Origin of the sequence: Tessaracoccus bendigoensis DSM 12906, from assembly GCF_900141915.1 — a bacterium.
Classification (GTDB): domain Bacteria; phylum Actinomycetota; class Actinomycetes; order Propionibacteriales; family Propionibacteriaceae; genus Arachnia; species Arachnia bendigoensis.
This window is the reverse complement of record NZ_FQZG01000026.1, coordinates 1-16,525: the sequence shown is the minus strand read 5'-3', so window position 1 is coordinate 16,525 and position 16,525 is coordinate 1. Positions and strand designations below refer to the sequence as shown.

General features: G+C 66.7%; 17 protein-coding genes. 9 read left to right on the top strand and 8 right to left on the bottom strand.

Going from position 1 to position 16,525, the window contains the following annotated elements:
* Positions 1–186 precede the first annotated feature (186 nt).
* The 4 genes from BUC15_RS08425 to BUC15_RS08410 are packed head-to-tail and all read left to right on the top strand — an operon-like array spanning position 187 to position 3,873.
* Positions 187–801 (top strand): DoxX family membrane protein, encoded by a 615-nt coding sequence (locus BUC15_RS08425; protein WP_073187068.1) that lies wholly within the window; start codon positions 187–189, stop codon positions 799–801.
* Positions 801–2,054: a 3-phosphoshikimate 1-carboxyvinyltransferase gene (gene aroA, locus BUC15_RS08420; RefSeq protein WP_073187067.1), complete on the top strand. Its 1,254-nt coding sequence runs from the start codon at positions 801–803 to the stop codon at positions 2,052–2,054. Before BUC15_RS08425 ends, aroA begins: the two co-directional genes overlap by 1 nt.
* Positions 2,051–3,019 (top strand): ribosome small subunit-dependent GTPase A, encoded by a 969-nt coding sequence (gene rsgA, locus BUC15_RS08415; RefSeq protein ID WP_073187066.1) that lies wholly within the window; start codon positions 2,051–2,053, stop codon positions 3,017–3,019. Before aroA ends, rsgA begins: the two co-directional genes overlap by 4 nt.
* A gap of 50 nt (positions 3,020–3,069) precedes the next feature.
* A complete protein-coding gene (locus BUC15_RS08410) occupies positions 3,070–3,873 on the top strand; it encodes an inositol monophosphatase family protein (protein ID WP_073187065.1) in 804 nt (267 codons plus the stop codon).
* Positions 3,874–4,016: 143 nt separating this feature from the next.
* On the opposite strand, the gene serA is transcribed toward BUC15_RS08410, so the two are convergent.
* From serA to BUC15_RS08375, 7 genes are all read right to left on the bottom strand, one after another.
* Complete coding sequence (gene serA, locus BUC15_RS08405; RefSeq protein WP_073187064.1) at positions 4,017–5,210, bottom strand: phosphoglycerate dehydrogenase; 1,194 nt, start codon at positions 5,208–5,210, stop codon at positions 4,017–4,019.
* 70 nt (positions 5,211–5,280) lie between these two features.
* The gene (locus BUC15_RS08400; RefSeq protein ID WP_073187063.1) at positions 5,281–6,054 is read right to left on the bottom strand and encodes an ABC transporter ATP-binding protein; all 774 of its coding nucleotides are present in this window, start codon (positions 6,052–6,054) and stop codon (positions 5,281–5,283) included.
* The gene (locus tag BUC15_RS08395; protein WP_073187062.1) at positions 6,051–6,878 is read right to left on the bottom strand and encodes an ABC transporter ATP-binding protein; all 828 of its coding nucleotides are present in this window, start codon (positions 6,876–6,878) and stop codon (positions 6,051–6,053) included. Before BUC15_RS08395 ends, BUC15_RS08400 begins: the two co-directional genes overlap by 4 nt.
* Positions 6,875–7,684: an ABC transporter permease gene (locus BUC15_RS08390; RefSeq protein ID WP_073187061.1), complete on the bottom strand. Its 810-nt coding sequence runs from the start codon at positions 7,682–7,684 to the stop codon at positions 6,875–6,877. Before BUC15_RS08390 ends, BUC15_RS08395 begins: the two co-directional genes overlap by 4 nt.
* Positions 7,681–8,643 carry an ABC transporter permease gene (locus BUC15_RS08385; protein ID WP_073187060.1) on the bottom strand — a complete coding sequence of 321 codons (963 nt, stop codon included), beginning with the start codon at positions 8,641–8,643 and terminating at the stop codon, positions 7,681–7,683. The genes BUC15_RS08390 and BUC15_RS08385 overlap by 4 nt, the downstream gene beginning before the upstream one ends.
* A 3-nt stretch (positions 8,644–8,646) precedes the next feature.
* Positions 8,647–10,149, bottom strand: a complete 1,503-nt coding sequence (locus BUC15_RS08380) for an ABC transporter substrate-binding protein (protein ID WP_073187059.1) — start codon at positions 10,147–10,149, stop codon at positions 8,647–8,649.
* 150 nt (positions 10,150–10,299) lie between these two features.
* Positions 10,300–11,301 carry a LacI family DNA-binding transcriptional regulator gene (locus tag BUC15_RS08375; protein WP_073187058.1) on the bottom strand — a complete coding sequence of 334 codons (1,002 nt, stop codon included), beginning with the start codon at positions 11,299–11,301 and terminating at the stop codon, positions 10,300–10,302.
* Positions 11,302–11,507: 206 nt separating this feature from the next.
* On the opposite strand from BUC15_RS08375, the gene BUC15_RS08370 reads away from it, so the two are divergent.
* The 5 genes from BUC15_RS08370 to BUC15_RS08350 all read left to right on the top strand — a co-directional run bounded on the left by BUC15_RS08370 (position 11,508) and on the right by BUC15_RS08350 (position 16,062).
* On the top strand, positions 11,508–12,038 hold the full coding sequence (locus BUC15_RS08370; RefSeq protein ID WP_073187057.1) for a hypothetical protein: 531 nt from the start codon (positions 11,508–11,510) through the stop codon (positions 12,036–12,038).
* A 10-nt stretch (positions 12,039–12,048) separates the two neighbouring features.
* Positions 12,049–13,323: a hypothetical protein gene (locus BUC15_RS08365; protein ID WP_073187056.1), complete on the top strand. Its 1,275-nt coding sequence runs from the start codon at positions 12,049–12,051 to the stop codon at positions 13,321–13,323.
* Positions 13,320–14,213 carry a hypothetical protein gene (locus BUC15_RS08360; protein WP_139280167.1) on the top strand — a complete coding sequence of 298 codons (894 nt, stop codon included), beginning with the start codon at positions 13,320–13,322 and terminating at the stop codon, positions 14,211–14,213. Before BUC15_RS08365 ends, BUC15_RS08360 begins: the two co-directional genes overlap by 4 nt.
* A 162-nt stretch (positions 14,214–14,375) precedes the next feature.
* The gene (locus tag BUC15_RS21220) at positions 14,376–15,107 is read left to right on the top strand and encodes an AAA family ATPase (protein ID WP_073187054.1); all 732 of its coding nucleotides are present in this window, start codon (positions 14,376–14,378) and stop codon (positions 15,105–15,107) included.
* A 193-nt stretch (positions 15,108–15,300) separates the two neighbouring features.
* Entirely contained in the window at positions 15,301–16,062 is a 762-nt protein-coding gene (locus BUC15_RS08350; RefSeq protein WP_217652179.1) for a hypothetical protein, read from the top strand.
* A gap of 237 nt (positions 16,063–16,299) precedes the next feature.
* On the opposite strand, the gene BUC15_RS08345 is transcribed toward BUC15_RS08350, so the two are convergent.
* A partial coding sequence (locus tag BUC15_RS08345) for a tyrosine-type recombinase/integrase (RefSeq protein ID WP_175558277.1) occupies positions 16,300–16,525 on the bottom strand: 226 nt, incomplete at its 5' end.

The window sequence follows — 16,525 nt, the reverse complement described above, 5'->3', positions numbered from 1 at the left end:
CCTAGTAGGTGACTGGTGTCAGGCCATGCCACAGCAGCGGTGTACCGGATCGGGCGATCTGACACCCCTACATCTGGCGATCGGCGCCCAGGTCCACGAACCCAGGTGGATCGGCGCCAACTCATCTCGCCCGGCACATCCTCGCCGTGACAGCGTTGGACACCACCCACCTAGTAAGGTGGCAGCATGAGTCTCTTGCGATTTGTTGCCCGGAGCATGTTCGCTGGCTTCTTCATCACCGAAGGAGTCAAGGCGGTCACCAAGCCCGCCGAGATCGCCCCCGACGCGGAGGCGTTCACGTCGAGGATCGCCCCGCTGGTCCAGCGTGCCCTGCCCGCGGATATCTCTTCCTACGTGCCCGAGAAGGCCGAGACCTGGGTCCGGATCGGGGGCGTCGCCCAGATCGCCGGTGGCGCAATGTATGCCACAGGCATCGGCAGACGGCTGGGGGCTCTGCTGCTGGCGAAGGCATCAGTCCTCAATATCGCGATCGCGGCCCCCGGCAAGGACGCCACCAGAGAGGCGAAGGAGGCTGCCCGGCCCGACGTGCTGCGCAACGTCGCATTCCTGGGTGCCTCACTGCTGGCGATGCAGGATACCGAAGGCAGGCCGAGCCTCGCCTGGCGTGCCGACCAGGCCGCGAAGGTGTCTTCACAGAAGGCCTCCGCGCTGGGCGAAGACATCTCCAAGTCGACCAAGGCCGCGGTCGCACGAACCGAGAAGAAGGCGAAGAAGCTGGCCAGGAATGCCAAGCGTCAGGCCAGGCAGATCAGCAAGAAGCTCAACGCCGCCACGTCGTGATGCCGACCCAACTCCCCCATGCTGAAGCTCCCGTGACGGGGGAGATAGTTGTTCCCGGCTCCAAGTCCGAGACGAACCGTGCGCTGGTGCTGGCCGCGCTGGCCGACGGTCCTTCGGTACTTCGCGGCGCTCTGAAGTCCCGCGACTCCGACCTGATGGTTGCGGCTCTCGGCGCGCTGGGGGTTTCGATCAGGCAATCCGGGGACGGGCTGCGGGTCGCGCCACCGGTGCGTTTCAAAGGGGCGGCCAATATCGATTGTGGCCTCGCAGGCACCGTGATGCGTTTCGTTCCCCCTGTGGCCATTCTGGCCGACGGCCCGTCGAGTTTCACGGGAGACCCGCACGCCAGCGAGCGGCCCATGGGTCCGCTGTTGGACGGGCTGCGTCAGTTGGGAGCCTTGGTGCGCGGCGACCGGCTGCCGTTCAGGATCAGCCCGCCCGCGCAATATCATGCGACGGCTTCCATCGACTCGTCGGCCTCAAGCCAGTTCGTCTCCGGCCTGCTTCTCATCGGCGCGAGGCTCCCAGAGGGGCTGACCGTCAGGCACACCGGAGGTCGGCTCCCCTCACGTCCGCACATCGAGATGACCACGCAGATGCTCCGTGAGCGGGGCGTCAGCGTCGCCCAGCCGGACGACACCACCTGGAGGGTCGCACCGGGGCGCATCGCAGCCACCGACACCCTCATCGAACCCGATCTGACCAACGCGTCGGTCTTCCTCGCCGCGGCGGCTGTGACCGGAGGCACCGTTACGGTGCCGGCATGGCCGCGCCGCAGCCTGCAACCCGGGGCACTGTTCCTCGACATCGTCGAACGCATGGGAGCCGACGTCGACCGGAAGGCAGACAGCGCCACGGTCAGCGGCGGGGCGGCACTGCGTGGCATCGACGTCGACCTCTCCGCGGCGTCGGAACTCACCCCTGTTGTGGCGGCGCTGGGGGCACTGGCCGAGGGCACCACGACGATCTCCGGCGTTGCGCACATCAGGGGGCATGAGACGGACCGGCTGGCGGCGCTGGAGACCGAACTGCGCAGGATCGGCGTCGAGGCCTCGCAGACGGCCGACGGCCTCAGAATCGTCGGAGGGTGCGACCTCCGCCCCGCGGTGCTGCACGCCTATGCCGACCACCGGATGGTGCACCTGGCCGCGCTGCTGGCCCTCCGCGTCAACGGCATCGAGATCGATGACATCGGGGCCGTGTCCAAGACCATGCCCGATTTCCCCGCTGCCTGGGCCGGCCTCATCGGATGAGCATCCACGAGGACGACCACACCGGATTCGACCGGCCGCGCAAACGGAGCCGTCCCCGCACCAAGGAAAGGCCCGATTACTCGGGGCTCCCGGTCGCCAGGGTGGTCTCCGTCGACCGCGGTCGCTACCGCTGTCTGCTGGACGGCTCAGGCGTGACCGCGGTCAGGGGACGCCTGATCGCGCGGAAGGGCATCGTCGTCGGCGACCGGGTGCGCCTCGACGGCGACACCAGCGGAGACGGAGGCACACTCGCCCGCATAGTGGAGGTGCTTGAACGCACCACGATGCTGCGTCGCAGCGCTGACGACGCCGACACCTTCGAGCGCCCCATCGTCGCCAACGCCGACCAACTGTTCATCGTCACGGCCCTGGCCGATCCCCCACCGAGGATGGGCATGATCGACCGGATCCTGGTGGCCGCCTACGACGCTGGCATTTCACCGGTCCTGTGTCTGACGAAGGCGGACCTGGCCAGCCCGGACGAGCTGCGGGAGGCGTACGAGCCGTTGGGGGTGCCGATCCTCGTGACAGAACCCGAAGCCGACCTGACGGAGGTGGTCGAGTCGCTGACAGACCGTGTGACGGTCTTCGTCGGACACTCCGGAGTCGGCAAGTCGACCTTGGTGAACCGGCTCATCCCCGACGCGCACCGAGCGACGGCCGAGGTCAGCGAACTCACCGGCAAGGGTCGACACACCTCAACCTCAGCAGTGGCGATGGAGTTGCCAGGCGGAGGATGGATCATCGACACGCCTGGGGTCAGGTCGTTCGGGATCAGCCATGTGCGCACCGGGTCGATCCTCGGGGCCTTCCCAGACCTGGCGGAGTACGCCGAGGACTGCCCGCGCGGCTGCCATCATGAGACCGGCGCGATCGAATGCGCCCTCGACGATGCGGTGGCGGACGGCCGACTCGCGCCGGAACGGTTGGCATCATTTCGGCGAATGGAACGAGCCTTCTCGTAAGCGGCGATCCCCCCGCTTGTCGGGTGCCGGTTCCGGGTAGATTTGGCCGCATGCCCCGCTCTAAGGATCTCACCGACGACGTACGTCTGGCCCATCTCATGGCCGACGACGCCGATTCGCTCTCGATGAACCGCTTCAAGGCCTTGGATCTGCGGTTCTCCTCGAAGCCCGACCACACCCCGGTCACGGAGGCAGACACCGCCGTCGAGCAGTCGATCCGCCGCACGCTGGCGCGGACCCGCCCGAGGGACGCCGTCCACGGTGAGGAGTTCGACGACACGGGAGCATCCTCGAGGCGATGGATCATCGACCCGATCGACGGCACCAAGAACTACCTGCGCGGTGTACCCGTCTGGGCCACGCTGATCGCCCTAGAGGTCGACGGCCGGATCGCCGCGTCGGTGGTTTCGGCACCGGCCCTGGCCAGACGTTGGTGGGCCAGCGAGGGCGGGGGCGCATTCACGGGGCGCTCGATTCTCAGCGCGACGGAGTTGCGGGTCAGCAACGTGGACCAGTTGGAGGATGCGTCGCTGTCCTACTCGGAGATCTCGGAGTGGGTCGAGTCGGGCGTCGGGCAGGGCTTCATCGACCTCATGCGGGACTGCTGGCGCAGCCGCGCCTACGGCGATTTCTGGAGCTACATGTTGGTGGCGGAGGGATCGGTCGACATCGCCTGCGAGCCGGATCTTCAGCTCTACGACATGGCCGCGCTCGACATCATCGTGCGCGAGGCCGGGGGCCGATTCACGAACCTGTCCGGTCAGGACGGGGTGCGCGGCCCGGGGGCGCTCGCAACGAACGGGAAGCTCCACGAGGCGGCGCTGGCCTACCTGAGCTCCTCAGACGTCGATTGAGGCAGCCCCGGCGCCGGTTGAGCCCGGCGTCGGCGTCGTTTCAGCCCAGTTCGGCGTCGCGACCCCGGGCGGTGGCCGATTTTCGACAGCAGACACATCAGAATCGGCCACTGGTCGATTTTCGACGACCCGGGGCCAGCGCCTCAGAGGACGCGGACCCCGATCGTCTCATCCAGGTCCTGCAGCCTGGCCAGCAGTCCGTCGTAGCCATTGCCGCTGACATCGGTGACGGCGTAGCCCTGCAGGCCCTTGGTGGCCAGAGTCTGCGAGCCGATGTTCATGTTGAACTCCGCCAGCACCGAGTTGAGGCGCGCCATGACGCCGGGGACGTTGCGGTGCAGGTGCACGACGCGCGCGTCCGCGGTCTTCGGGCCGACCGCCACCTCCGGGATGTTGACACACATCGAGGTGCTCCCGAGATCGTTGAAGTCGGTGAGCTTGCCGGCCACGTAGCGGCCGATGTCGACCTGGGCTTCAAGGGTCGAGCCGCCGACGTGGGGCGTGAGGATCACGTTTGGCATGTTGCGCAGCTTCGACACGAACGGCTCGTCCTTCGACTTCGGCTCCGTCGGGAAGACGTCGATGGCGGCGCCCGCGATGTGTCCGGATAGCAGGTTCTCGTGGAGCGCATCGAGGTCCACGACCGGGCCGCGGCACAGGTTCAGGAACAGCGCACGCGGGCGCATCTTGGCGAACTCCTCGGCCCCGAACAGGTTCTTGTTCGACGCCCGGCCGTCGACATGCAGCGAGATGGTCTCGGCCTGCGCCAGGAGCTCGTCCAGCGAGTCGACCCGGCGCGCGTTGCCCAGTGCGAGGCGGTCGACGACGTCATAGAAGATGACCCGCATGCCCATGGCCTCCGCCACGACGGACAGCTGCGACCCGATGTTGCCGTAGCCCACGATCCCCAGGGTGCGGCCGCGCACCTCGTGCGATCCGACGGCCGATTTCTCCCAGCGGCCCTCGTGCATCTCCCGGTTGCGGTCGGTGAGCCGACGCGCCATCGAGATGATCTCTGCGATCGCCAGTTCGACGACCGATCGGGTGTTCGAGTATGGGGCGTTGAAGACGGCGACCCCCGCGTCGGTCGCGGCCGAGAGGTCGATCTGGTTGGTCCCGATGCAGAAGGCACCGACCGCACCCAGGTTCGGGGCGGCCTCGAGCACCTTCCGGGTGACGTAGGTGCGCGATCGGATGCCGAGGTAGTCGACGCCGTCGAGGGCGGAGATGAGATCGGCCTCGCCGAGCGCGCCCGGCAGGGTCTCGACCTCGAAGCCGCGGGTGCGCAGCGTCTTTACGGCCTCGGCATGAATGTTCTCGAGTAGCAGTGCCTTCACGGGTCAGGATTCTACTTGGCCAGCCGCGTCCCCCCGCGCATGTTCCATGGTCGCTGTCAGCGAAACCGCGTCACAGCGAAAGCGTCGCCTCGACCAGCGCCTCCGTATAGGGGTGGGTCGGGTTCGTGAGCACCTGCCCGACGGGGCCCTGTTCCACGATCAGGCCGTGTTCGATCACGATGACCCGGTCACACAGCCTTCCCACGACGGCCAGATCGTGGGACACGAGAACGAGCGCCAGGCCGCGTTGGCTCACCTCATCGGAGAGGAGGTTGAGCACCTGGGCACGCACCGACACGTCGAGCGCGGAGACGGGTTCGTCGGCGACGAGCAGCGCGGGGTCGTTGATCAGCGACCTGGCGATGGCGGCGCGCTGGCGTTGCCCGCCGGAGAGTTGGTGTGGGAACCGGTCGAGTAGGTCCACGTCGAGCCCGACTCCTGCCATGGCCGCCGCCAGCACCGATTGGCCGGGTTCGGGCACGTCGCTGCGGTTACGCACGGCCGGTGAGAGGAGCGGCTCGGCGATGATGTGTCGTAGCCGGAGGCGAGGGTTGAGCGACGAGTTGGGGTCCTGGAAGACCATCGACGCCGACGCCCGCAGCCATCCGCGTCGACGCTCGGGCAGTCCGATTATGGACCTCCCCTGGAACCGTACGTCGCCAGCTGACGGTTTGAGCAGCCCGAGCATCAGCCGTGCGAGGGTGGTCTTGCCGGAGCCCGACCCTCCGACTACCCCGACCTTCTCCCCCGCCTCGATGGCGAGTTCCACTTCACGCAGCGCCACGAAGTCCCGCCCGGCTCTGCGGTAGGTCGCGGCGACGGAACGCAGTTCGACGAGGCTCATGCTTCCTCCGCCGGGGTGTAGAAGTCGGCGACGCTGGGCAGCGGCTGGTCTCGGGGCACCCGGTCGATCCTTGCGGAGGCGATCAGCCCGGCCGTGTAGGGGTGCCGGGGTTCGGCGATGATCTGCTCGATGTCTCCCTGCTCGACGATGCGGCCTTCGAGCATGACTGCGACCCTCGGACACACCTCGCGGACCACGGCGAGGTCGTGCGACACGAAGACGGTGGCCCGGTCACGCAGCTGAACGTCGAGGAGGCGCAGGATCTGGCGCTGCACCAGGACGTCGAGCGCGGTGGTCGGTTCGTCGCACAGCACCAACGCAGGCTCGTTTGCGAGCGCCATTGCCACCAGGGCCCGCTGCCGCTGGCCCCCGGACAGTTCATGCGGATACGAGTCGGCGATCCGGGCCGGTTCGGTGATGCCGACCCGGCCGAGCCAGTCAAGGACCCCGTCCCGGATGGAGCCGCGGCGCTCACCGTGGTGCAGCGCGACGACCTCCCCCAACTGTCTGCCGACCCGCATCGTCGGATCGAGCGCCGTCATGGGCTCCTGAAACACCATCGAGACCGCATCGCCGCGCAGCTTGCGGTACTCGCGCTCGGGCAGCCCGACTAGCTCCCGGCCGTCGAACCGGATGGACCCGCTCACCTGCGCATGTTCGGGAAGCAGCCCCATGATCGCGAGGGAGGTAACCGACTTGCCCGAGCCGGACTGGCCGATGATGCCCAGCCGGTCGTGCGCTCCGAGGGTGAAGCTGATCGAGTCCACCGCCGGTCGGTTGCGCCCGAACCGGACCGTCAGGTCCGTCACTTCGAGGATGTTCACGACATCTCCCTCAGACGTGGGTCGAACAGGTCTCGCAGCCCGTCGCCGAGCAGGTTGAAGCCCATGGTCGCCACCGCGATCGCGAGCCCGGGCCAGAGCGCGAGAATGGGAGCGTTGAACAGGTAGTCCTGGGCCTCGCGCAGCATCCGTCCCCATGTCGGCGCTTCCGGCCCGGAACCGAGCCCCAGGTAGCTGAGCCCCGCCTCGGCGAGGATCGCGATCCCGAAGCTGACGGAGGCCTGGACCCCAAGCACCGGCGCGATGTTGGGCAGCACGTGACGCACCGCGATCGCCACCTTCGGGATGCCGCTGACGCGGGCGGCTTCGATGTAGCCGTGGCTCATCACCTGATAGGTGGCCGCGCGGGCGAGCCGGACGAAGGCGGGGATGGTGGCCACGGAGATCGCGATCATCGCCGTCCAGGTCGACCCGCCGACGGCGGCGGCCAGCAGAATCGCGAGCAGGAGCGCCGGGAATCCGTAGAGGATGTCGGAGAGCCGGGCAGGAAGGTCGCTGATCCAGCCCCTCGTCATCCCGGAGAAGATGCCGATCGGCACTCCGACGACGGCGGCGCCAGCGACTGAGACGATGCCGACCAACAGGCAGATCTTCGCGCCGCTCATCAACCTCGAAAGGACGTCGGCGCCGAGGCCGTCGGTGCCGAGCACGTGGGGCCAGCCGGGTGGTTGCAGCGGCGACCCGGTGATCTTGGTCGGGTCGAACGGGGTCCAGACGAGCCCGACGGCGGCGAGCACGACGACGATGCCGATCAGGGTGAGCCCGAGGTTGAGGGTGCCGCGTTTCACTGGAGTTCCCCTCGACGACGCAGCCGCGGGTCGACGAGCTGGTAGGTGACGTCGACCAGGAAATTGATCAGCAGCACCGCCCACACGAGCAGCAACACGATGGCCTGGACGATGCCCAGGTCGCGCCGCGACACCGCCATCAGCAGCGCCGAGCCGAGGCCGGGCAGCGCGAACACCTGCTCGATCAGGATCGCCCCCACCAGCAGTGTGGCCAGCTGCAGCCCGATGACGGTGAGCAACGAGATCGCGATGTTTCGCATGCCGTGCCGCCAGAGCGCCCCGATCCGGGACCAGCCGACCGCCCTCGCGGTGCGGAAGTAGTCCTCGTGGCTCACGTCGATCACGGCACTGCGCACGTAACGCGACAACACCGAGGACTGGACCAGCGCCAGCGACGTGACCGGGAGGATCAGGTGTAGGAGCCACTCGCCCGGGCTCTCCCACCACGACACGTAGCCGCCTGCGGGAAGCCAGCCCAGGTTCACGGCGAACACGATCACCAGCCAGATCCCCGCCCAGAACGCCGGGATGGCCAGGCCGATCTGCGAGAGCGCAGAGACGGCCACCCCGTCGGCGTGGCGGCGTCGCATCGCGGCATACGAGCCGACCGGGATCGCGATCACCACCGCAAGCAGCATTCCGAGCCCGACCAGCCAGGCCGACACCTCGAAGCGGGAGGCGATCAATGGGTTGATCGCCTCGCCGGAATAGTAGGACACCCCGAAATCGAAGCGCAGCACGCCAGCCATCCAGTCGAGATAGCGCGTGAAGAACGGTTTGGTCAGCCCCAGCCGCTCCTCAAGCGCCGCCGCCTCACCCGGGCTGGCGTTCGTGCCGAGGATCACCTGCGCGATGTTGCCGGGCAGCTTGTTCGTGATCAGGAAGATGAGGAAGGACGCCAGCGCCAGGCTACCGATGAACCAGGCGAGCCGTATCCCCACCCGGCGCAGCACTGTCATGCGTCAGCTCCGGGCCGCCAGCGTTGTCAGGTCGAAGGAGAGGCTGATCTGATTGTCCTGGACGCCTGCGATCGCAGGGGTCGCGATGGTGATGCTCGGGAGCAGGAACAGCCAGACGGCCGCGGCGTCGTCGGTCAGCATCCGGGCGGCCTCTTTGAGTTTCTCGGTCTGGTCGGCCTCGGTGCCCGTGTCGGCCTCCGTCAGCAAGGTGTTGAAGGCGTCGTTGCGGTACCCCCAGTAGTTTCCCTCCGCCGCGAAGGCGCCCAGGTCGCGAGGCTCGACATGTGCCACGACGGTCATGTCGTAGTCGTGCTGGCCGTAGACCTGGTCGAGCCAGCGGGCCCACTCCAGCTCCTCGACCTCGGCGGTGATGCCGACGTCCTTCAGCTGTGCGGCGATGAACCGCCCTGAGGTCGGGCCGTAGGGCAGGTTGGGTACCCGCAACCGCAGCGTCAGCCCCGAGGCGTAGCCAGCCTCGGCGAGGAGTTCCCTCGCCTTGTCCGGGTCGTATGGGTAGACGCCTGACAGATCCTCGAACCAGGGGTCGGTGGGTGGGACCATCGAGCCGATGAGCATGCCCTTGCCACCCCAGACCGAGTCGACCAGGGCCTGACGATCGATGGCGTGGCTGATCGCCTGCCGCACCCGCACGTCCGAGAGCGCCTCATTGGCGTGGTTGAATCCGAGGACGACCTCACCGTCGGTGGTTCCCTCGTGGATGGTGTACTTCTCGGCGTCGCTGAACTGGCCGATCGACTGTGGCACCGTCAGGTTGGAGATCATGTCGAGTTGTCCGGACAGCATCGCGGTGTTCATCGCGTTGGGGTCGGCGAAGTAGCGGAAGTTGACGGGGCTGAACCGGGCAGGTGTCCCCCAGTAGCCCGCGTTAGCCTCGAGCTCGACACGGGAACCCTGCTCCCAGGTGACGAACTTGTAAGGGCCGGAGCCCGCTGGAGTGGTGTTCAGGTCGGCGGTCGCCGTCGGGTCGGAGATGGAGCCTGTCGGCCCCGTTAGGTCGTAGAGCAGCCCGTTGGACGGGCGGCTCAGGTTGAGCCTGACCGTTCGTTGATCGACCGCCTCGATGGTGTCGACGGGGGCCCACTTGAGCCTGATCGATTCGGCGGCAGTCTCGCCCCTGGCCCGCTCGAAGCTCTTGACCACGGCGTCAGCGTCCACAGGGGCGCCGGAGGCGAACTTCGCCGCGGGGTCGAGAGAGAACGTGTAGCTGAGCCGGTCCGGGGTCTGTGACCACTCGGAGGCGAGCAGTGGCCTGATGTTGCCTTCGTTGTCCAGCTTCACGAGCGTCTCGTAGACGTTGTAGAGCAGCACGAAGGGGGTCCCGGCACCGGTTGTGGTGATCATGTCGAGCCCGGCGGGCTCGGTGGCCGCCCCGATGTTGAGTTCGCGCCCGCGCGGCTCGTCTGTCTCGGGGCGGGTACAAGCGCCGAGCGCGACGGTCAACGCAACGGCGAGGAGCATGCCCAGGAAGGAGCGGCTTCGGCGCATGTTCTGAGGTTCCCTTCAGAGGGTGGTTAGGCCACGACATTCTAACCGGTCGATCCCGCTCTGGTTCCTCGCCGCCCCCGGTGCGCCGCAATCCCGTCCACGCCACCACAGTTCAGCCGGTCGGATGCAGCCCGACTGCGGTGCCGATATTCAGGTTGCGAGGAAGTCGGGGCGCTCGTGTGTGACCAGGCTCGGCCGGACGAGCCGTCCCTCGAACCGTGTCTCCGGGTCGGCGAGTTGCGCGAGCACCATATCCAGCACCTCGGCCGCCACCTCTTCAACCGGTTGACGGATGCTGTCGAGGCCGAGGGTGCGTGAGATCGGGGTGTCGTCGAATCCGACCAACCGGACGTCGCCCCGGTCGCGTCTCCTGGTCTCGGTGAACGCCCCCAACGAGAGGGTGTCGCTGGCGCACACCGCGGCATCGGCTCCCCTGCCCAACAGCTCGGCCATGCCTTGGGCGCCCGCGAGCACCGAGTCGTCGCCCTCCACGGTGAGCGCGTCCGCGCCCGCCGGGTCGAGCCCGAGCGCCTCCACCCACCCAGCCCTGCGGTCGCTGCCTACCGGTGACCCGTCGGCCCAGCCGATGAAACCGATGCGTCGGTGCCCCAGCCCACGCAGATGGTTTGTCGCCTCGCGGGCACCGGCCCGGCCGTCGACGTCGGCCCAGCGCCCGTGATCGACGCCGTCCCATGGCCTACCGAAGGAGGCGAACGGGACCCCTTCCTCTGCCAACTCGGCGGGTCTGGTGTCGCCGTACCACGTGTCGGTGAGGATGCACGCGTCGATGGCCAGGCTGCGGCGCAACTCGATGAGCTTGTCGACCTCCTCGTCGTTCGTGGCCGCGGGGAACAGCACGATCCGGTAGCCACGCTGGTCGGCGCGCTGGACGAGCGCGTGCATGAAACCGTCGACGATGGTGCCGGAGATCCCGTTGCGGCGTTGGCTGAGCCTGAGCCCGAGCGCCATCGCCCGCTGGCTGCGCAGCGCCCTCGCCGCGGCGGAGGGCCGGTAGCCGGAACGCTCGATCGCCTCCAGCACGTGGGCGCGGGTCGCGGGCCTGACGCGGTCGGGGAAGTTCAGCACGTTGGAAACGGTCTGTCTTGACACCCCGAGCTCCGTCGCGAGGCTCGCCAGCGTCGGCTGATTCATCGCACCCCCTGGTGGATCGTTCAAAACTCGTGGCCCAACCTAATCCGGCTGGTGCGCGGGGTGTCAACCACCGCGTCGCGATTCGCTCCTATTGTTACCGTTCCGTCATGTTTGCCGGGGACCGAACCATCGCAGGGGCCTGACACCACCCACCGATAGCATCGGTGATCAAAGCATCACCGACTCGCAAATTGGAAGGGTGTGCCATGGCGCTCAGGGACGGCATCAAGGTCGAAATCGAAGGGGGCAGGCTTGTGCGGCTGTTGCTCTCCAACAACTGGTTGTCCGAGGGTTCCCCGGAAGACCTGGCCAAGGCGATCTCGGCAGCGATCCAGGAGGCGATGCCCGTGGCGTCGGGGCTGGATTCTGCGGCACCGACGCCTCCGCGGGTGCGGCACCTCACCCAGGTCGAGCGGCGTGAGCACATGGCCATGCATCGCGACTACATGAGGCGCTCGCTCGAGCTCAGTCGACGTGTGCGCGACGGTGAGTTCGTCGGCCAACCGGCGCCTCAGGACGAGGAAGGCGCCAAGGTCGCCCTCCGGTTCCTGGCCGGGCGCTTCGCCGAGCTGCGGATCGATCCGCGCTGGGCCGAGGCGGCCACTGCCAACAGCATCATGGAGGCGGTGTTGGAGGCCTTCGACGGGGTCGACCTGGCCCCGGAGCCGCCGGCCGCCGAGGAAGTGGTCGCCCTGCGCAGACAGCGCGCCCGGATCCGCGAATTCGCACAGGCCTGAGGGGGTTGGGATGAACGACGCCTACAACGCCGCGAAGGCCATTGAGCAGACCTGCAACGACCTGGTCGACAGCTACGGGACGCTGGCCGAGATCGGCGCGAACATGCTGTCCACCATCAAGTCGACCATCGGCCAGCTGAAGCAGTACAAGTACACGATGTACTACGGCCGGAGCAACTACGAATCGGTGGAGTACCGCGACGACCGTTACGCCTGGTGGGAGAGGGCTCTCATCTACATGGGTGGCGCCTCGATCACCGAGGAGGTCGTCGACCATCCCCGCCGGCAGGAGGCCCTGAACCACCTCGCACAGACTCAGGGCATCGTCGACGGCGCCGACGAGAAGTTCGAGTTCGACGCCGGCCACATGCGCGATTCGGTCAAGAGCATCGCCTCCCACATGGGCGGTTGGGTGAGCGTCTCGGGGCAGGTGTCCTCGCTGGTCTTCGCCAGCAGGACCAGCCAGATCCCGACCTCGGGCGACGCTGACGGCTGGCGCAGCCCCACCGCGATGAGCACCTATGAGGACAACGTCGGCATCCAGCACGAAGCGCATGAGACCACCGCTCAGCAGATCGAGACCATGCTCACCCGGGACGGCGAGTTCGTCGAGACTCTCGGCGACCACCTGACGGCGTTCGCGGAACTGCAGGGCGACCAGAACGAGTACTACGCCGGGATCGTGGGCATGGACTGGCTCCCCGACAAGTGGAGCATCGAGTCGGTCATCCAGCTCGTCGGGCAGATCGGCACAAAGGTCACCGAGTTCCAGGGGTTGCAGGTGGACGAGATCAAGGCCGTGGTGTCCACCTTGAACGCGGCGGTCTCCGCGATCCTGCAGACCGAGCAGCAGAAGAATGTGATCAACCGCCTGAGCCAGCCCAGCGGGCAGGGCGAGGTGGGCTGGCCCGACCCTGCGCCCCTTTCCGGCAAGAAGTCGGAAGGACTGTCGTCGTTCAATGATCTGAAGTTCCAGACGCAGTACTTCAAGGACCACATCACCCACTGGTCGGATCTGTCCGACGACTTCGCCACGCCCATCGGGTCGGCCGCCTCGGCCCCGGCCATCGAGACGATGTTCCACCAGTTCCCCGGGTTCCAGGCCACCACGGCTTCGGGGTTGAACAGCCTCGCCGACCACATCGAGGACAAGGCCCTCAAACGTGGCCAGAACGCCACCTCGGCCATGGCGGAGAAGCTGGACCTGACCATCCGCAATTATCTCGAAGGCGAGAACATCAACACGCAGCAGGCCGCCGAGCTTCAGAAGATGCTCGACGAATGAGGCGGCCCCACATCGTTCGGGGAGCCGGCGCCGTCGCGGTGGCCCTTGCTCTCTCCGCGTGTTCCGCACCGGAGCCGGAAGTCACTCCCCCGGCCTCCGTCGTGGCCGAGCGCCTCGTCGAGCTGGGCACCGCCGCCGACGCGTTCTCCGGGGTCGCCGTCGGACGTCAGGCGATCACCGCCCGCGCCGTCAAGGACAGCACCCTCCAGTTCTGGGACCTGTCCGACGGTGTGCGCCCCGTCACCGACGCTGCCACGAACTCGGCCGCCGTGCCGTTCGAGGAGCTCGATCCTGGCGCCGTCCAAGAGCAGGTCGCACAGTTGGCGAAACTGTGCGAGGCCAGCGAGTTCCGGGTCAGCGTCGACGTCGTCACACCGTCCGCGATGCTCGGGGAACTGAGGTGCGGGGACGACACCTTCGAGGGGCTCACCACGCATGACCCGGTCGCCGTGCGGCTGAACGGCTCCCCGCTCCCCTCGTCGATGGCCGTCTCTGTGGAGGAGACCTGGCAGGTCGTGTTGGACCTGTTGGCCGAGCTGGACCCGGGGCTGGGCGTCGGGTCGCTGTCCATCGACGCCGACACCATCTCGCTGGAGCTCTCAGATGGGGCCGCCACCCAGGGGTGTCGCCCGGCGCTGGTGTTCGAGCGGGACGGCAGCGACGTCACCAACGCGTGTCGGCGGACCGGGCAGAAGCCCGCCATCTCGTTGGCTGGGTTCACCGCTGCGAACCTCGCCCGGCTCCAGTTGGAGGCCATGGAGCAGGCCGGGATCATCGGCACCGATCGAGCGAGCGTGAGCGTCGACAGCTCGGCACGGCTGGAGCCACAACTGCGCGTCCGCCAGGGCTCCTCCGAGGCCACCGTCGCATTCGAGCAGCCGCGAGCCTGAGGGAGTCGGCGGGGTCGACGGCTCGATGATCTGGGATGGAGACACCGCCATTTCCCCTTGCCGCGCCGTCTCGGGAAGCAGTGGGGTACGTGAGGATCTATCAGTCATGAATGTGTATTATTCACAGTGGAAAGTGTGCAGTTCTATCAATTTGGAGCAGGCATGGCGACACAAGCCAGTGATCGACCCTACTTGCCTCGTGTGGCTGACGGCATCCTAGAACGCCAACTCCGCGCTATGGGAGCCGTACTCATCGAGGGTGTGAAGGCGTGCGGCAAGACCGAGACCGCCCGCCAGAAGGCGGCCAGTGAAGTCCTGCTCGACCGTGACCCCGAGGCCGAGCACCGCGCGCTCTTCGACCCCAGGTTGATCCTCCCCGGCGACACGCCACGTCTACTCGATGAATGGCAGCGCGTCGAGCCGCTGTGGGATGCGGTACGACGCGAGGTTGATGACCGCAGGGAGCGTGGCCAGTTCATCCTGGCCGGATCATCCACGCCGACCGACGATATCAGGCGTCACTCCGGGGCAGGCAGGATCGGGCGCATCCACATGCGCACCATGACGCTCACCGCTACGCTTCACCATGAGGGTGCTCCGATCCTTGGACGACTACAAGCCTTGACAACTCGTATCCTCCCAGGTCAGAGCACCCTTCCACGTCCAGACCCGCAACACGGGCCACACCCCTGTGAATACCCCAGGTCCATGGGCAGACGCTGGAGTTGGATTTCCGGGATACGCGGAACGCGACCGAATCTGGCGCCCCAAGCGCCATGCATGTGGTCAGGCTGGTCGACTTTGCCGCGACGATCCCACGGGGCGCACGGGTGCTGGCTGCTTGCCCAGGCGGCTATTCGCGCTCTGCGGCAGTCGCAGTTATCCTTGCGGTAATCCTCGGCACCAGCCCTACAGACGCCTTCAACCGGATACACAAGGACCACTGGCAGGCGACTCCCAACCCAGTCCTGCTTGCGACTGCCGAAACCCAACTGGGCCTAGACGGGCACCTCGTCAACGCTTGGACAGCATGGCTTGAGATGATTGGGCTGAGCGACTCCTACTTCGCTCCCCTGAAAGTCAGGCGGTGCCGGACATGACATCACGGGTACCTACCTGGGCAATGGGCCTGATGGGTGCCCTGCTCCTGGTTTCCATCGCTGTAGGGCTGGGCAGTGACGCGGGCGTGTTCTTCGTCCCCAGTTTCACACTGAACCTGGTTTCATCAGTTACGGCCTTCACAGCGTCGGGGCTTTTCGCCAGTGCATTGGTCAACCGGTTTGTGAGAAAACGGTACTGGGGTGTCGAGTTGAACCGCAGAGTGGCGGCCAGCGCCAGAATGGAACTGCTGACTGGAGATGTTGCTGAATTCCTTCAGCTCGACCTAGATGGTGAAGCGATCCGAGATGGCAAGATCTATGATTCAACGGCTGAACGGGCGGTTGCTCGTCTCCGATCTGCTATCGAACTTCGCCAGGCTGAGATAGGTCAGACGCGGCCGCCTGACGACGAACTTCGAGTCAGCAAGGTTTCGACCACCGGGGAGAACGCACCTTGGGTCGCGCATCCAGGGGCCACGCTTGCGGAACAACTCGGCTTCGTGTCGGACGCTCAGTTGTTGCACGCGACTGACCGTCTGGACGTCAAGCTGGACGAGTTTCGAACGGCGTTCAACGCGTGGCGAGAGTCGGGCAGCGTCGCTGATTATTCGTCGCTGCTACGGACTGGCCAAACGGTCACCTCAGCTATCAGCGCCAACATCGAGTGGCTGGTCGCTGCCCCAGGCAAAACCATGAGCGCGATGGTTCGAGAGGGGTTGAGGGACTCGGAAGGGGCTCAACGGCCTTGAGTGTCACGGAGCTTAGCTTAGTTGGCTCTTCACAGAAGTGAGTGGATCATGGGTCTGAACCCGCCTGCGTCGAGTAGGCAGCGGGCGATGTAGTTGACGATGCTTCTGAAGCCTCTGGCGGTGCCTCGGAGGTGTTCGAGGAGGCCGTTGATCGCTTATGCCGACGTGTGGATTATGCCGACCGTGACCACGTTTACCCTTGTCAGAGACGATCGTCTCCTGGTGGTGTCGGCATAGTCAGAGGGCTTCGAGCCAGGTGAGGATCTCGGGGGGCGGGGTGAATGTGCCTGGGGTGACTCCTGGGGGTCTGGTCTTGTCGAGGGCTGCCTTCTTTGTCTCCATGTCGGCGTGGAGGTAGATGTCGGTGGTGGAGGTCTGCTCGTGGCCTAACCAGAGCGCGATGACTGTGATGTCGACTCCGGCGTGGAGGAGGTTCATGGCGGTCGTGTGCCGGAGGGTGTGC

Bases quoted from the DNA above. Each gene is read 5' to 3' on its own strand.
- BUC15_RS08425 (WP_073187068.1), top strand. From the start codon at position 187: ATGAGTCTCTTGCGATTTGTTGCCCGGAGCATGTTCGCTGGCTTCTTC.
- aroA (WP_073187067.1), top strand. From the start codon at position 801: ATGCCGACCCAACTCCCCCATGCTGAAGCTCCCGTGACGGGGGAGATA.
- rsgA (WP_073187066.1), top strand. From the start codon at position 2,051: ATGAGCATCCACGAGGACGACCACACCGGATTCGACCGGCCGCGCAAA.
- BUC15_RS08410 (WP_073187065.1), top strand. From the start codon at position 3,070: ATGCCCCGCTCTAAGGATCTCACCGACGACGTACGTCTGGCCCATCTC.
- BUC15_RS08400 (WP_073187063.1), bottom strand. From the start codon at position 6,054: ATGAGCCTCGTCGAACTGCGTTCCGTCGCCGCGACCTACCGCAGAGCC.
- BUC15_RS08385 (WP_073187060.1), bottom strand. From the start codon at position 8,643: ATGACAGTGCTGCGCCGGGTGGGGATACGGCTCGCCTGGTTCATCGGT.
- BUC15_RS08380 (WP_073187059.1), bottom strand. From the start codon at position 10,149: ATGCGCCGAAGCCGCTCCTTCCTGGGCATGCTCCTCGCCGTTGCGTTG.
- BUC15_RS08375 (WP_073187058.1), bottom strand. From the start codon at position 11,301: ATGAATCAGCCGACGCTGGCGAGCCTCGCGACGGAGCTCGGGGTGTCA.
- BUC15_RS08370 (WP_073187057.1), top strand. From the start codon at position 11,508: ATGGCGCTCAGGGACGGCATCAAGGTCGAAATCGAAGGGGGCAGGCTT.
- BUC15_RS08365 (WP_073187056.1), top strand. From the start codon at position 12,049: ATGAACGACGCCTACAACGCCGCGAAGGCCATTGAGCAGACCTGCAAC.
- BUC15_RS08360 (WP_139280167.1), top strand. From the start codon at position 13,320: ATGAGGCGGCCCCACATCGTTCGGGGAGCCGGCGCCGTCGCGGTGGCC.
- BUC15_RS21220 (WP_073187054.1), top strand. From the start codon at position 14,376: ATGGCGACACAAGCCAGTGATCGACCCTACTTGCCTCGTGTGGCTGAC.